Origin of the sequence: Simplicispira hankyongi, assembly GCF_003570885.1 — a bacterium.
Taxonomy (GTDB): domain Bacteria; phylum Pseudomonadota; class Gammaproteobacteria; order Burkholderiales; family Burkholderiaceae_C; genus Simplicispira; species Simplicispira hankyongi.
The window spans coordinates 747444-762925 of record NZ_QXJC01000001.1; the positions used below are offsets into that span (position 1 = coordinate 747444).

Below are 15482 nucleotides of genomic sequence, written 5' to 3' on the forward strand. Positions count from 1 at the left end.
TCAGGCTCCTTTCTTGTCGGTCAGCGTGCGCTTTTCAATGCGCTTTTCCGGGTTCGGGTTGTGCACGATGCGGTGCACGTAGATACCAGGCAGGTGCACTTCGTCAGGCACCATGGCTCCGGTCTCGACGATTTCCTCGACTTCCACGATGCAGACCTTGCCGGCCATGGCCGCGGCCGGGTTGAAGTTGCGTGCCGTCAGGCGAAACTGCAGGTTGCCCGATTTGTCTGCGCGATGGGCCTTGACGAGCGCCACGTCCGGCACCAGCGAGCGCTCCATGACGTAGGTTTCGCCGTCGAATTCGCGCAGTTCCTTGCCTTCGGCCACCATGGTGCCCACGCCGGTCTTGGTGAAGAACGCTGGAATGCCGGCGCCACCCGCGCGCAGCTTTTCGGCCAGCGTACCTTGGGGAGTGAATTCCAATTCAAGCTCACCGGCCAGGAACTGGCGCTCGAACTCCTTGTTTTCCCCCACGTAGCTGGAGATCATTTTCTTGATCTGGCGCGTCTCAAGCAGTTTGCCAAGACCGAAGCCGTCCACGCCTGCGTTGTTGGAGACCACGGTGAGATCCTTGACCCCGCTGGCCTGGAGCGCCTCGATCAGGGCCTCCGGAATCCCGCACAGCCCAAACCCGCCAACCGCCAGCAACTGGCCGTCCTCCACCACCCCCGCGAGGGCTTCGGTGGCTGAAGCAAATACCTTGTTCACGCGTCTCTCCTGTTGATTAGGTTTATCGAACGATACTACGTATTAATATAGGTAGTTTTTCGTAGATATTTTCACCATGCCCATTGACTATCGTCTTGCATTTGAAATGGCCCCGGTGGGCATGGTGGTGTCCCGCAATCGGGACATGATCGACTGCAACGACCATCTCTGCGCCATGTTTGGTGCCTCGCGCGAGGTGCTGGTGGGGCAGTCGTTTCGCATTCTCTACCCGAGCGCCGAGGAATACGAACGCCTGGGCGCGCACATGGAACCCATCCTGAACGCCAAGGGGCACTACTCGGACAACCGCATCATGAAGCGGGCCAACGGCGAGATGTTCTGGTGCCATGTCTCGGGCCGTGCGCTCGACCGCGCCGATCCCCATGCTGCTGGCATCTGGACGCTGGAAGACCTGAGCGAGCGCCGTGCCGTGAAATCCAGTTTGACAGGACGCGAACGTGAGGTGGCAGCACGCCTGCTCGAAGGTCTGACGTCCAAGGAAATTGGCAAAATTCTGGACATCAGCCACCGCACCGTAGAAATTTACCGCGCCCGGCTGATGCGCAAATACAGCGCATCCACCGCCGTGGACTTGGTGCACAAACTCGTCACGGGCTGAAGCCGAGACTCTCACCCCCTGCCCGCCTTCAAAGGCACCGGCTATCACCGCCTTGCATAAATACGATGGGCCAAGGCTCGCCCTTTTCATAGAAAACGAAAATAATAAATTCATATTAATAGTTATTAGCTATTAATTGGAATAGAGACCCTGCCCCTTGCCATCTGGCCAGGAGCCAGCGCTCAATATTTTGTTTTCGTATGAAAGGATTCACCATGTCCAAGCTCACCACCGCCGCCGGCGCACCTGTTGCCGACAACCAGAACGTCATGACAGCAGGGCCACGTGGCCCGATGCTGCTGCAGGACGTGTGGCACCTGGAAAAACTCGCCCACTTTGCCCGCGAAGTGATCCCCGAACGGCGCATGCATGCCAAGGGTTCGGGTGCGTTTGGCCACTTCACCGTCACGCACGACATCACGCGCTACAGCAAGGCCAAGCTGTTTTCAGCCATCGGCAAGAAAACGCCTTTGGCGATGCGCTTTTCCACCGTGGCCGGCGAGCGCGGTGCGGCCGATGCCGAACGCGATATTCGCGGCTTTGCCATGAAGTTCTATACCGAGGAAGGCAACTGGGACCTGGTGGGCAACAACACGCCGGTGTTCTTCCTGCGCGACCCGCTGAAGTTCCCGGACCTGAACCGCGCCGTCAAGCGCGACCCGCGTACCAACATGCGCAGCGCCGAGAACAACTGGGACTTCTGGACCCTGCTGCCCGAGGCGCTGCACCAGATCACCATCGTGATGAGCGACCGGGGCCTGCCCAAGTCCTACCGCCACATGCACGGCTTTGGCAGCCACACCTTCAGCCTGATCAATGCGAAGAACGAGCGCTTCTGGGTCAAGTTCCACCTCGTCACGCAGCAAGGCATCCAGAACCTGACCGACGCCGAAGCCGAGGCCCTGGTCGGCAAGGACCGCGAAAGCTCGCAAAGCGACTTACTGAACGCCATCGACAACAAGGACTTCCCGCGCTGGAACCTGAAGATCCAGGTCATGCCCGAGAAAGACGCGGCCACCTACCACCTCAACCCCTTTGACCTGACCAAAGTCTGGCCGCACGGCGACTACCCGCTGATCGACGTGGGCGTGTTGGAGCTCAACCGCAACGCCGAGAACTACTTTGCCGAAATCGAGCAACTGGCCTTCAACCCGGCCAACGTGGTGCCCGGCATCGGTTTCTCGCCCGACAAGATGCTGCAGTCGCGCCTTTTCAGCTATGGCGACGCACAGCGTTACCGCCTGGGCGTCAACCACCACCAGATTCCGGTGAATGCGCCGCAATGCCCCTTTCACAGCAACCACCGCGACGGCGCGATGCGCGTGGACAGCAACAACGGCGCGGAGGTGGGCTACGAGCCCAATAGCAAGGGTGCATTGCAGGAGCAGCCCGACTTTGCCGAGCCACCGCTGTCGCTCGAAGGCGCAGCCGACCACTGGAACCACCGCGTGGACGAGGACTATTACTCGCAGCCGGGCAACCTGTTCCGTTTGATGGCGCCGGAAAAGCAGCAAGTGCTGTTTGACAACACCGCCCGCTCGGTCGGTGGCGCGTCAAAGGCCATCCAGGAACGCCACATTGCCCACTGCACCAAGGCCGACCCGGCCTACGGCGCCGGCGTGGCGGCGGCACTCGCAGCACTCAAGGCGGGCACGCTCAAGTAAGCAGCGCGGCATGACGCAAGGCGCTCGGCTTCGGCCCGGCGCCTTTTTCGTGCCCGCCTCTGCCCAAAGATGGCCGCACGTATCATTCCCGGCAGAGACAACAGCTGAAACCAAGGAGCCCACCCATGACCGCACGCTACCCCGCGCCCGACCTCAACGCCCTGCCCGACGACATCAAGGCCAAAGTGCTGGAAGTGCAGGAAAAGGCGGGCTTCATCCCCAACGTATTTCTGGGCTTCGCGCGCCGCCCCGCAGAGTGGCGCGCCTTCTTTGCCTACCACGACGCGCTGATGGACCCCGAGAGCGCGGGCCGCACCAGCCATCTCACCAAGGGCGATCGGGAGATGATCGTCACCACCACCAGCGCGGCCAACCAGTGCCTGTACTGCGTGGTGGCCCACGGCGCCATCCTGCGCATCCACGAGAAGAAGCCTTTTGTGGCCGACCAGGTGGCGGTGAACCACCGCAAGGCCGACATCAGCCCACGCCAGCGCGCCATGCTCGATTTTGCGATGAAGGTCTGCCTGCGCTCGGCCGAACTTGACGACAGCGATTTCGAGGCGCTGCACGCGCATGGTTTTGACGACGAGGACATCTGGGACATTGCCGCCATCACCGCGTTCTTCGGCCTGTCCAACCGCATGGCCAGCTTTGCCGGCATGCAGCCAAATCCCGAGTTTTACCTGATGGGGCGCGTGCCTCGGCAGAAGCAATAACTCCTGAATTGATAGCTGTTAGCGCTTATGGGATAAGCGCTAGAAGCCAATTTTCCTTGAAGCTTTGACAATGCGGCGCTTGCGCACCACCGCGCGGCTCACGGCGTCACCAGCGCCCGCATCCAGCCGGGCAAGTCCATTGCCTTCTGCCTGGGGAAATCCACCCAGATGGTCGTCGCCCCGCCGGCCGCGCAGACCACGCCAGGCGCAGCAATGCGCTCCATCGTGCCCCAGGTTTCAAACGTGGTGCGGCCCGGGTCGCTGACGTAGAGCTTGAGCAGCACCTCGTCGGGGTACTGGAGCTGCTGGTAAAAGTTACAGAAAGCGTTCACGATGACCGGCCCCTGGCCCGCCGGATCGGGGTTGCAGCCCGCGGCCACCATCCAGTCGATGCGTGCCGTCTCCAGGTAGCGGAAGTACACCGTGTTGTTCACATGGCCCATGGCGTCCATGTCGCCCCAGCGCACGGGAAAGCGCATTTCGTGCACCAGTTTCTTGTGCTCGGGAATTTCGATTCTCATGGAATACAACCGATTAAAGCTAGGAAGGCCTGGCGTGGTGCGAAGCGCAAAAACTGGCGCGCGCCAATACCAGTGCCGCCGTGGATCTGGCTTCGCCAGTCCACCGGAGGCGTCCCCCTTGGGGAAAGGCGCGAAGCGACGCAGGGGGAAATTCAGACGGCAAAACCGTCGTCGGCGGCAATCACTGCGCCATTGACAAAATGGCTCTGGTCGCTGGCCAGCATGACGATCAGCGCGTCCAGGTCCTGCGGCTGGCCCACGCGCTTGCGCGGCAGCATGGCAACAAGTTTCTGGCCGTGCTCGGTGTGCCAGTGGTCGTGGTTGATCTCGGTGTCGATGTAGCCGGGGCACAGCGCGTTCACATTGATGCCAAAACGCCCCCATTCAAGCGCCATCGCCTTGGTCATTTGCACCACGGCCGCCTTGCTCATGCAGTAGGCGCCAATCTGCGGCAGCACCTTGAGCCCCGCCATGGAAGCGATATTGATGATGCGCCCACCGGTAAAGCTGCCGGGCGCCGCACCGCGCGAGCGCGCCAGCATGCGCTTGCCGACTTCCTGCGCGACGAAAAAGGCGCCTTTGACGTTGGTGTCGAAGATGTAGTCGTAGTCGTCGGGTGTCACATCCTGCAGGCGCTGCGTAGTGGAGACGCCCGAGTTGTTGACCAGGATATCGATGGAACCCATCTCAGTCTCGGCATGCGCCACGGCGGATTTGATGGAATCGAAATCGGTCACGTCCAGCTCGACCACATGCGCGTCACCGCCCTCGCCCTCAATACGGGCGCGCAGCTCCTTGAGTTTCTCTATGCGGCGGCTCGCCAGCACCACGCCAGCGCCGGCCTTGGCCAGGGTGCGCGCAAACTGCGCCCCAAGGCCGCTGGACGCGCCGGTGACAAAGGCCACACGGCCCGAGAGATCGATGCTGTAGGCCATCACTGCACTCCTTGAAAAATCAAAAATAGAACGGTCGTTCTTTTATCATCGCCGTTGCATACAATCGGTCGCATGCCGGACAGTTGCGCCCCATGCGCTGCCGGGAGAATCCCCTTCATTATCAAACGCAGATCCCACGCCATGACCAACGAAGAAATCCTCAGCGCCCACGGCCCCCGTGAATCCATGGAATACGACGTGGTGATCGTCGGCGGCGGGCCGGCGGGCCTGTCCACCGCCATCCGGCTCAAGCAGCTCGCCGCGCAGCACGCGAAAGAAGTTTCGGTGGTGGTGCTTGAGAAGGGCTCCGAGCCGGGCGCGCACATTCTGTCTGGCGCCATCATGGACCCGAAGGCCCTGACCGAGCTGTTCCCCGACTGGAAGGAGCGCGGCGCCCCGCTCAACCAGCCCGTGACCGGCGACGCCATGGTGTTCCTGAGCGAAAAATCGTCGTTCCGCACGCCCAACCTCTTTTTGCCCAAGTGCTTTCAGAACCACGGCAATTACATCGTCAGCCTGGGCAATGTCACGCGCTGGCTGGCCGAGCAGGCGGAAGCGCTGGGCGTGGAGATTTTCCCCGGCTTCCCCGCCGCCGAAGTGCTCTACAACGACAACGGCAGCGTCAAGGGCGTGGCCACCGGCAACATGGGCGTGGGCAAAGACCACGAATTGACGGGCGACTTCCAGCTCGGCATGGAGCTGCACGCCAAGTACACGGTGTTTGCCGAAGGCGCACGTGGCAGCCTCGGCCGCCAGCTGATTGCCCGCTTCAAGCTCGACGAGGGGTGCGATCCGCAAACCTACGGCCTGGGGGTGAAGGAGCTGTGGGAGATCGACCCGGCCCGCCACCAGCCCGGCTTTGTGCTGCACACCGCCGGCTGGCCCATGGACAGCGACACCTATGGCGGTGCCTTTCTGTACCACGCCGAGGACAACAAGGTTTCGCTGGGCTTCATTACGGGGCTGGACTACAGCAACCCCTACCTCAGCCCGTTCGAGGAATTCCAGCGCTGGAAGACGCACCCGAACATTCGCTGGTACCTAGAAGGCGATGAATCCAAGGGCATCAAACCAGCCAAGCGCATTGGTTACGGCGCACGCGCCATCACGGCGGGCGGCCTGCTGAGCCTGCCCAAGACCGTGTTCCCCGGTGGCGCGCTGGTGGGCTGCGAGGCGGGTTACCTGAATGTGAGCCGCATCAAGGGCAGCCACGCCGCCATCAAGACCGGCATGTTGGCGGCAGAAGCGGCATTCGACGCCATTGCCGCCGGCCGCCAGCACGACGAGCTGACCGCCTACCCCAAGGCATTTGAAGAAAGCTGGCTCTACACCGAGCTGAACAAGGCACGCAACTTCAAGGCCTGGTTCAAGAAGGGGCTGACCACCGCCACGCTGATGAACGGCATCGAGCAATTCGTGCTCAAGGGCAGCATTCCCTGGACGCTGCACCGCGACAAGCCCGACCACGCCTTCCTCAAGCCCGCCGCCGAGTGCAAGCCCATTGCCTACCCCAAGCCCGACGGCAAGCTCACGTTTGACCGACTCTCCAGCGTGTTCATCAGCAACACCAACCACGCCGAGAACCAGCCGGCGCACCTCACGCTCAAGGACGCCAGCGTGCCGGTAGCCATCAACCTGGCGAAATATGCCGGTCCCGAGCAGCGCTACTGCCCGGCCGGCGTGTACGAGTTCGTGCCGGACGAGGCCAAGGGCGGCAATGCACAGCGCCTGCAGATCAACGCGCAAAACTGCGTGCACTGCAAAACCTGCGACATCAAGGATCCGACGCAGAACATTGTCTGGATTCCTCCCGAGGGCGGTGGCGGGCCGAACTACTCGGGGATGTGACAACGAATCAAATTCTATAGCAAAGAGCCCTTTATCTACCTGCGCTAGAGGCTGTTTTTCCTTGAAACTTTCACGGTGGAAGGCGTTGGCGTGGTGCAGCGCTTCGGCTTCCTCCCGCGAATGCGTCAAGCCGCCGGGGACAGCACAAACTGGCCCATCGCACCGGCGAGCCGGTTGGCTTGTTCCTTGAGGCTCTGGGCAGCGGCCGCCCCCTCTTCCACCAGCGCCGCGTTCTGTTGCGTCATCTGGTCGAGCTGGTCCACCGACTGGCTTACCTGCCCAATCTGCTCGCTCTGCTCGGTGGAGGCGGCGTGAATCTCGGCCATCAGCGTGCTGACGCGTTCCACGCTGCGCACGATATCCCCCATGGCGCTGCCTGCCGCCACCACCAGCTTCGCGCCATCGCTGGCCTTGGTCACGCTGTCGGAAATCAGAACGCGAATTTCGCGCGCCGCCGCGCTGCTGCGCCCCGCCAGCGCGCGCACCTCGCTGGCCACCACGGCAAAACCCCGGCCCTGCTCGCCAGCACGTGCCGCCTCAACGGCCGCGTTGAGTGCCAGGATGTTGGTCTGGAAGGCAATGCCGTCAATGATGCCGACAATTTCGGCAATCTTCTGGCTGCTGGCGTTCACGTCCTCCATGGTCCTGACGACCTGACTCACCACCGCGCCGCCCTTGCCGGCCACCTGCGAGGCGTCGGACGCCAGCCCATTGGCCTGGCGGGTGCTTTCCGCGTTGGCGGACACCATCTGCGCGAGCTGGGTGATGCTGGCAGCGGTCTGTTGGAGGTTGCTGGCGGCATGTTCGGTGCGCGCGCTCAGGTCGGCATTGCCGGCGGCCACCTCCACCGCGGCCGTATGGATGGAGTCGCCAGAATCGCGCACCTCGGTGACGACGAAATGCAGGGACGCCACCATCTGGTTCAACGCCGTGAGAAGCTGGCCGATTTCATCGCCGCGCTCCGTCTCCAGATGCACCGTGAGATCCCCACGCGCCACCGTGGTCGCCGCCTCTGACGCCTGGCGCAGCGGCAACACGATGGAGCGGCGCAGTAGCCAGCCGAACAGCGCCGACAACACCAGCACGATCAACACCGCCACGCCGCTGATCCATTGGGCGCGCGAGGCGCCCGCAATCATTGCGTCTCCTTCGGCCAGTGACGCCTTTTCGGAATCGACCAGCAGTTGGTCAATCGCGCCCAGGTACGCGGTCAGCGCCTGGGCATGCTCGGCCAAGTCTTTCTGGCTGGCGATCTTGGATTCCAGCGCATTCTTCATTAGCGCGTCGCGCAGCGCGCTGTATTGGGCGCGCTGAGCCAGCACAGCCGCCCAGACCAGCTCGGTCGCATCGCGCGTGGAAGACTGCGCGCACGCCGCTTCGATGCGCTTGCGCGATGCCTCCTCCTTGACCAACTGCGCGCGCATTTCGGTCAGCAGGGGAAACACTTCCTGCGTCGCCGTTGCGCGCAACGCAATCTGACCAATGAGCACAGACTGCGTTTTCCAGTCGCGCACGGCGCGCTCTATGGGCAACTGTTCGCGCACCAGCAAGCCCGCCTGATGCTGCGTGGCCTCTCCGGTGAACCAGGTGGCCGCGCCCAGAACCGCCACCGCCAGCCCCAGCAGGCCAAAGCTGAGCGCCAGTTTCTGGCCCACGCTCAAGCCAACCCTTCGCCCAGGCGCCGGCGATGGGGCGCGCACAGCCGCAACATCCGCCGGGAGGCCGGCTTCGGTGCTGCTGCCCAAACATCCATATACCGGCACAGCAGGCAAGTGGTTCATTTTGATTCCTTTGCATTCCACAGAGCCCAGCAAAACGGTTGTGCAAACGCTGTTGGCGCCGCCACATCCCCAGCGAACAAGGCGCCCTCCTCGCAAGACACTCAAGCACCTGGCGCGCCGAACCCGCCGCCGCCAGGCGTCGCGATCTCAAAGACATCGCCCGCAGCCATCTCAGCCTCACCGATGTGGCCAAGCGCCTCGATGTCGCCATTGGCGCGCACCACCCGGTTGGCGCCAGGGCGGCCCGGCGCCCCGCCGGCCATGCCGAAAGCAGCATGGACTCGGCCGTTGGACAAAATGCTGGCCGTCATCGGCTCGAGGAAACGCAGCCTGCGCACGCCACCATCACCACCGGTCCATCGCCCGGCACCGCCCGAACCCTGGGCGATCTCGAAGCTCTCCAGAAGCACCGGGAAGCGGAACTCCAGAATTTCCGGGTCGGTCAGGCGCGAGTTGGTCATGTTGGTCTGCACGACGCCGGTACCGTCAAAGCCGCGCAAGGCCGCTCCATTGGCGTCCAGCACGGCGCCAGCGCCACTGCCGCCGGCAATGGTTTCGTAGTACTGGTATTGCGCATTGCCAAAGGTAAAGTTGTTCATGGTGGGCTGGCTGCCCGCCATCACGCCCAGCGCACCAAACAGGGCATTGGTGATGCAGGTGGACGTTTCCACATTGCCCGCCACCACGGAAGCCGGAGGATTGGGGTTCAGCATGGAGCCCTGCGGAATGACTACCTCGAGTGGGTTGAGACAGCCGGCATTGAGCGGAATATCGTCCTCCACCAATGTGCGAAACACGTACAACACCGCCGCCATGCACACCGCGCGAGGCGCATTGAAGTTGTTCGCCTGCTGCGCGCTGGTGCCGGAAAAGTCAATCACCGCGCTGCGCTCTGTGGCATTCACTTCAATCGACACGCTGATCTGCGCGCCGTTGTCCAGTGGCAGCGTAAAGCGGCCACTTTTGAGGTGCGTGATGACGCGTCGCACCGACTCTTCGGCGTTGTCCTGCACGTGACCCATGTAAGCCTGCACGACGTCCAGGCCGAACTGCTGCACCATGCGGGTGAGTTCCTGCACGCCTTTTTCGTTGGCTGCAATCTGCGCGCGCAGATCCGCCATGTTCTGCGCGGGATTTCGGCTGGGGTACGGCGTGGTGCCACCGCCCGTGGCAAGCAGCGCCAACACTTCGGTCTCCCGCAAAGTGCCACGGTCCACCAGCTTGACGTTGTTGAGCTGCACGCCCTCTTCTTCGATGCGGGTGGAAAACGGCGGCATGGAACCTGGGGTCGTGCCGCCGATATCGGCATGGTGCCCGCGGCTTCCCACGTAAAACGTGGGCGCGTTCGCGTCCGATACATACACCGGCGTGATCACCGTCACGTCGGGCAGATGCGTGCCTCCGTGGTACGGGTCGTTGAGCATGTACACGTCGCCCCGGTGCATGCGTCCAGCATTCTCGCGAATCACCGTCTTGATGCTCTCGCCCATGGAGCCCAGGTGCACCGGCATGTGCGGCGCATTGGCGATCAGATTGCCTACGGCATCGAACAGCGCGCAGCTGAAGTCGAGCCGTTCCTTGATGTTGACCGAGTAGGCGGTGTTCTGCAGTTGCAGGCCCATTTGCTCGGCAATGTTCATGAAGAGGTTGTTGAACACTTCCAGCAGCACCGGGTCCACCGTGGTCCCGGCGGCGTATTGCAGGGCGCGCGCCTCGACACGGTCGAGCACCAGGTGGTCTCGGTCCGTCAGGCGGGCCGACCAGCCGGACTCCACCACGGTGGTGGTGTTCTTCTCGGCAATGATCGCTGGTCCGGGAATCACGTCGCCAGGCCGCAGGTCCTCGCGCACGACCAAGGCCGCTTGGTGCCATTGGCCGCCGGAATACATGGGCGCTTTCTCGCGCAGCGGCACCGCGCGCTCAGGGTGCACATCCATCCTCGGCTCTTCGGGCGCGTCGCCGGCAATCACGGCCTCCACGGATACCGCTTCCACCACCAGGCGCTTTCCTTGCATCAGGAACGCGAAACGCTGCCGGTAAGCCGCCTCAAACGCCTGTTTGATCGAGTCGATATCACCAAACGGCACGATCAGAGCCGAATCCGTGCCTTCATAACGCACGTGAACGTTGTGGTGGACGGCGACTGGGTTGTTCCCCACCTGCTGGGACTCCAGTTCGGTCTGGGCGGATGCGCCCAGCGCTTCGAGTCGCTCCGCGATCAGCGGCAGATTCTGGGTATCGAGCAGCATCTCCACTGCCTGCTCACGGATCACTGTCTGGTCCGCCAGACCCATGCCGTAGGCAGACAGAACGCCCGCCAAAGGATGCACAAACACGCGCGACATGCCCAAGGCATCGGCCACCTGGCACGCGTGCTGCCCACCCGCGCCGCCGAAGCATTGCAGCGTGTAGCGCGTTACGTCGTACCCGCGCGCCACACTGATCTTCTTTATCGCGTTGGCCATCTGCTGGACCGCGATCTGGATGAAGCCTTCCGCCACTTCTTCGGGCTTGCGGTGGGTGGTGGCCGCCAGTTCAGCAAATTTGGCGCGCACGGCGTCTGCGTCTAGCGCCTCGTCGGCATTTGCACCAAACACTTTGGGGAAATACCGGGGCTGGACCTTGCCCACCATGACGTTCGCATCCGTCACAGCGAGCGGCCCCCCGCGGCGGTAGCTGACCGGACCCGGGTTGGCCCCTGCGCTCTCGGGTCCAACGCGGAAACGCGCGCCGTCGTATGTCAGCAGCGACCCCCCACCGGCAGCCACCGTGTGGATGCTCATCATGGGAGCACGCATGCGCACGCCAGCCACATGGGTTTCAAACTCGCGCTCAAAGGCGCCTGCATAGTGGCTCACGTCAGTCGATGTGCCGCCCATGTCGAAGCCAATAACCCGCCCCTGCCCTGCTATGGCTGCCGTGCGCGCCATGCCCACAATGCCACCGGCAGGGCCACTCAGGATCGCATCCTTTCCCTGGAACAGGTTGGCGTCGGTCAGGCCACCGGACGACTGCATGAAGAACAGCCGGACTCCGGGCATTTCGCTGGCCACCTGATCGACATAGCGCCGCAAGATGGGTGAGAGATAGGCATCGACCACCGTGGTATCGCCCCGGCTGACGAACTTCATCATGGGGCTGGTTTCGTGCGAGGTGCTGATTTGCGTGAATCCAACCTCCTGCGCGAGCCGCTTGGCGATGGTTTCATGCTCCGTATACCGGTAGCCATGCATGAATACGATGGCCAGGCTGCGGATTCCACTGGCGTAGGCGCCGGTCAGGTCGGCACGCAGCGCCTCTTCGTCCAGCGCCTCCAGCACTTTGCCGTGCGCGCCGACACGCTCCTTGGCTTCGACCACTTGGCTGTACAGCAGTTCAGGCAGGTGAATCTCCCGGTCGAATAGGCGTGGCCGGTTCTGGTAGGCAATGCGCAGCGCATCGCGAAACCCGCGCGTCGTCACCAGCAAGGTGCGCTCGCCCTTGCGCTCCAGCAACGCATTGGTGGCAACCGTGGTTCCCATCTTCACGCACTCGACCAGATCGGATGTGACTGGCTGGCCAGGTGCAACCCCCAAAAGGTGGCGTATGCCCGCCACAGCCGCATCCCGGTACTGTTCGGTGTTCTCCGACAACAGCTTGTGGGTGAACAGAGAACCATCGGGAGCCTTGGCGACGATATCGGTAAAGGTACCGCCTCGGTCTATCCAGAACTGCCAGCGGCTGGCATGGGTCGAGGAGGAAGTTTGCGTGGTATTGAGAGCCATGGTTCAACGTTCGAAGTAATAAGGAATGAAAATCTTGGTGGCTTCATAGCCGACGCTGTTTACCCATTCACGGGAAAAGCGTTCTCCCAGGCGCTTGAGATCTGCATCGAAATCAGGCGGTACGCGCTCCACCTGGATTCCGTTGTGCTGGAGTTCTGTAACGGACGCCTCGGCGGCGGCCTGGCTCATCGCCCAGCCGCGCTTTTCGGCATCGGCGGCGGCCGTCACAAGCGCCTGCTGCATGGCCGGCGTCAGTGCGTCGAAGGCCTTCTGGTTCACAAACACGATGTTCTTGGGGAACCAGGCATTGATGTCGTAGTAGTACTTGATCTTTCCCCAGACCTCGTTTTCCACACCGGTCAAAGCGGAAGTGATCATCGAATCGAGCCGATTGGCGGACAGCGCGCGATGGACGCCCACCATGGGAACATCCACCGGTTGCGTACCCAGCAGCTCCGCGATGCGCACCGTGGTCGGGTTGTAGGTGCGCATGCGTGTCCCTTGGAAATCGCTTTTGCTGCGCACCGGTGCGATGGAGAAGAGCCCTTGTGGTGGCCACGCCACCGCGTACAGGGCTTTCAAGCCGATTGCTTTGAAATGCGCGTCGATCAGCGGCCGTTGCAGCTGCCACATGCGCCTGGCGTCTGCATAGGTACGAACCACGAACGGCACGGCGTCGGCACCCGCGATCGGAACCTCGCCCACAAAGCTGGTCATGATCGCCTCGCCCGCCTGCACCTTGCCGCTCTCAACCGCTTTCGGAATCTCGGCCAGTTTCACCAGCGTGTTGTTCGGGTGCACAGCGATGCGCAAGCCGCCCTGGGTAGCTTGATCGACATCGTTCGCGAACTGCACCAGGTTGCGGGTATGGAACGTGTTGACCCCATAGCCGGTAGCCAGCTGCCACTGGGTCTGCGCATGCAGGACAGGAACAGCGAACAACGCTGCCGCCATCAAGATGACTTTCATGCAAAGCTCCTTGTGAAAAGGGTCGGGCGATTCGTCCGTGGGCGCCACCGCCGCGCACGCTGGCAGAGGCTCTGCGCCTTGCGCCGGGTCTTGCAAACGTCTTCAGTTCTGCATCTGGTGTGGCAGCCAGAGCACGATGTCGGGTGCGAAGTAGGTGATGAGCACGGCTACCAGCATCAGGAAGAAGAGCGGCATCGCGGTGCGTGCAATCCAGGTCACCTCTCGCCGGGTGAGCCCCTGCAGCACGAACAGGTTGAAGCCCACGGGCGGCGTGATTTGCGCCATCTCCACCACCAGCACGATGAAGATGCCGAACCACAGCAGGTCAAACCCTGCCGCCTGCACGGTGGGCAGCAGCACGGCGATGGTCAGCACCACCATGGAGATTCCGTCCAGAAAGCAGCCGAGCACGATGAAGAAGATCACCAGCAGCACCATCAGCGCAAAAGGTGCCAGATGCAGCGAACCAATGAATTCCGCGAGGTGTCGCGGCAGGCCGATGAAACCCATGGAGAGCGTAAGAAACGCGGCCCCTGCCAGGATCAGACCGATCATGCAGTAGACGCGGCATGCGGCCACCAGTCCGTCCTTGAAGCGCTCCCAGCTCAGCGAGCCCTCGATCGTGGCCAGCAACAAAGACCCTGCAACCCCCAGCGCAGCGGCCTCGGTGGCGGTAGCAATGCCGGTGTAGATACCGCCGAGCACCAGCACGATGAGCGACACCACCGGAATCAGAAAGCGCGAGGCATGCAGCTTTTGCACGAAGGTGGTGGGCGCATCCGGCGCGGGGACCTTGTCCTTGTTCAGCAAGGCCCAGACGACGATGTAACCCATGAACAGGGCCCCCAGAACCAGACCTGGAATGATGCCGGCCAGAAAAAGCTTGCCGATGGACACGTTGGCCGCTACGCCGTACACGATCATGATGATGGAAGGCGGAATCAACAGGCCCAGCGTACTGGCACCAGCCAAGGTCCCCACCGAAATGTCGTCGGGGTAGCCGCGCTTCTTCAACTCCGGCAGCGTGATCTTTCCGATGGTGGCGCAGGTTGCGGCAGAGGAACCTGAGATCGCCGCGAAAATGGTGCAGCCCACCACGTTGGTGTGCAGCAACCGGCCGGGAAGCCGATCCAGCCAAGGCGCCAGCCCTTTGAACATGTTGTCCGAAAGGTGGCTTCGAAACAATATCTCGCCCATCCACAAGAACAGGGGAAGCGCGGTCAGCGTCCAGGTCGACGTAGAGCCCCAGATGGTCAGCATCATGCTGTCGCCCACCGGACGGCTGGTGAAAAGCTCCATGCCGATCAGCCCCACGCCCAACAGCGACAGGCCAATCCACAATCCCGAACCCAGCACTGCAAACAGCAGCACAACGAGCGCAACGGCAATAATCAAATCCATGATGGGTGTTCCTGTCAGGCTATTCGGTACGTGCGGCCTCGCCGCCTTCGGCAATCAGGGCGCCGCCCCGCAAACGCAGCAGCAGCGCATGCACAAAAGACAGTACGAAGCCGAGGCAACCGATGGCCATGCTGATCTGCGGAATCCACAGCGGCGACGCGTCTGCAGCAGGCGATACGTCGTGGGTGATATAGGAGATCCAGACCGCCCGGCACGCATACCATGCAACGAACAATGCAAGAGCAGTTGCCGCAAACAGGCAACCGATCTCGAATATTCCCCGGCCTCTTGGCGACAGGCGGTTGATAACCAAGGTGACGCGAATGTGGTCGCCGTTCACCAGCGTTGTTGGCAGCGCAAAGAACAGCGCCGCTGCAATGGCATATCCCGCATACGCATCCAGTCCATTGATCGCAATGAACGGCACCTCGCGTGAAATGACGCCCAAGATGACGATGACAAAGGCTGCCACCATGGAGATGCCTGAGAGCACCATCAGCAGCCTGTAGAAATTTCGGACGAAGTGGTCCATCGCGTGCTCCCTTGCCGCTGAATA

At 62.3% G+C, this 15482-nt stretch carries 12 protein-coding genes; 4 read left to right on the forward strand and 8 right to left on the reverse strand.

From position 1 onward, the window contains the following. Nucleotides 1-708, reverse strand: a complete 708-nt coding sequence (locus tag D3F03_RS03360) for a CoA transferase subunit A (protein WP_119107914.1) — start codon at nt 706-708, stop codon at nt 1-3. 76 nt (nt 709-784) lie between these two features. Between D3F03_RS03360 and D3F03_RS03365 the strand changes: the two genes are divergently transcribed. The 3 genes from D3F03_RS03365 to D3F03_RS03375 all read left to right on the forward strand — a co-directional run bounded on the left by D3F03_RS03365 (nt 785) and on the right by D3F03_RS03375 (nt 3707). Beyond that, nucleotides 785-1327 (forward strand): PAS and helix-turn-helix domain-containing protein, encoded by a 543-nt coding sequence (locus D3F03_RS03365; protein ID WP_119107915.1) that lies wholly within the window; start codon nt 785-787, stop codon nt 1325-1327. 215 nt (nt 1328-1542) lie between these two features. Then, nucleotides 1543-2991, forward strand: a complete 1449-nt coding sequence (locus D3F03_RS03370) for a catalase (RefSeq protein WP_119108551.1) — start codon at nt 1543-1545, stop codon at nt 2989-2991. A 125-nt stretch (nt 2992-3116) separates the two neighbouring features. Then, on the forward strand, nt 3117-3707 hold the full coding sequence (locus D3F03_RS03375; RefSeq protein WP_119107916.1) for a peroxidase-related enzyme: 591 nt from the start codon (nt 3117-3119) through the stop codon (nt 3705-3707). A 98-nt stretch (nt 3708-3805) separates the two neighbouring features. Here the strand turns inward: D3F03_RS03375 and D3F03_RS03380 are convergent, their stop codons facing one another. Then, entirely contained in the window at nt 3806-4228 is a 423-nt protein-coding gene (locus D3F03_RS03380; RefSeq protein WP_119107917.1) for an acyl-CoA thioesterase, read from the reverse strand. Between the two features lie 152 nt (nt 4229-4380). Further along, on the reverse strand, nt 4381-5163 hold the full coding sequence (locus D3F03_RS03385; protein ID WP_119107918.1) for an SDR family oxidoreductase: 783 nt from the start codon (nt 5161-5163) through the stop codon (nt 4381-4383). 141 nt (nt 5164-5304) lie between these two features. Here D3F03_RS03385 and D3F03_RS03390 point away from each other — a divergent pair, with 141 nt between their 5' ends. Further along, nucleotides 5305-7011: an electron transfer flavoprotein-ubiquinone oxidoreductase gene (locus D3F03_RS03390; RefSeq protein ID WP_119107919.1), complete on the forward strand. Its 1707-nt coding sequence runs from the start codon at nt 5305-5307 to the stop codon at nt 7009-7011. 125 nt (nt 7012-7136) lie between these two features. Here the strand turns inward: D3F03_RS03390 and D3F03_RS03395 are convergent, their stop codons facing one another. From D3F03_RS03395 to D3F03_RS03415, 5 genes are all read right to left on the reverse strand, one after another. After that, nucleotides 7137-8666: a methyl-accepting chemotaxis protein gene (locus D3F03_RS03395; RefSeq protein ID WP_281271416.1), complete on the reverse strand. Its 1530-nt coding sequence runs from the start codon at nt 8664-8666 to the stop codon at nt 7137-7139. A gap of 227 nt (nt 8667-8893) precedes the next feature. After that, on the reverse strand, nt 8894-12556 hold the full coding sequence (locus tag D3F03_RS03400) for a hydantoinase B/oxoprolinase family protein (protein WP_119107921.1): 3663 nt from the start codon (nt 12554-12556) through the stop codon (nt 8894-8896). A gap of 3 nt (nt 12557-12559) precedes the next feature. Then, on the reverse strand, nt 12560-13525 hold the full coding sequence (locus tag D3F03_RS03405; RefSeq protein WP_119107922.1) for a TRAP transporter substrate-binding protein: 966 nt from the start codon (nt 13523-13525) through the stop codon (nt 12560-12562). Between the two features lie 102 nt (nt 13526-13627). Further along, nucleotides 13628-14929 (reverse strand): TRAP transporter large permease, encoded by a 1302-nt coding sequence (locus D3F03_RS03410; RefSeq protein ID WP_425453088.1) that lies wholly within the window; start codon nt 14927-14929, stop codon nt 13628-13630. 16 nt (nt 14930-14945) lie between these two features. Further along, nucleotides 14946-15458, reverse strand: coding sequence for a TRAP transporter small permease (locus D3F03_RS03415; RefSeq protein WP_119107924.1), 513 nt, complete (start codon nt 15456-15458; stop codon nt 14946-14948). Nucleotides 15459-15482 lie beyond the last annotated feature (24 nt).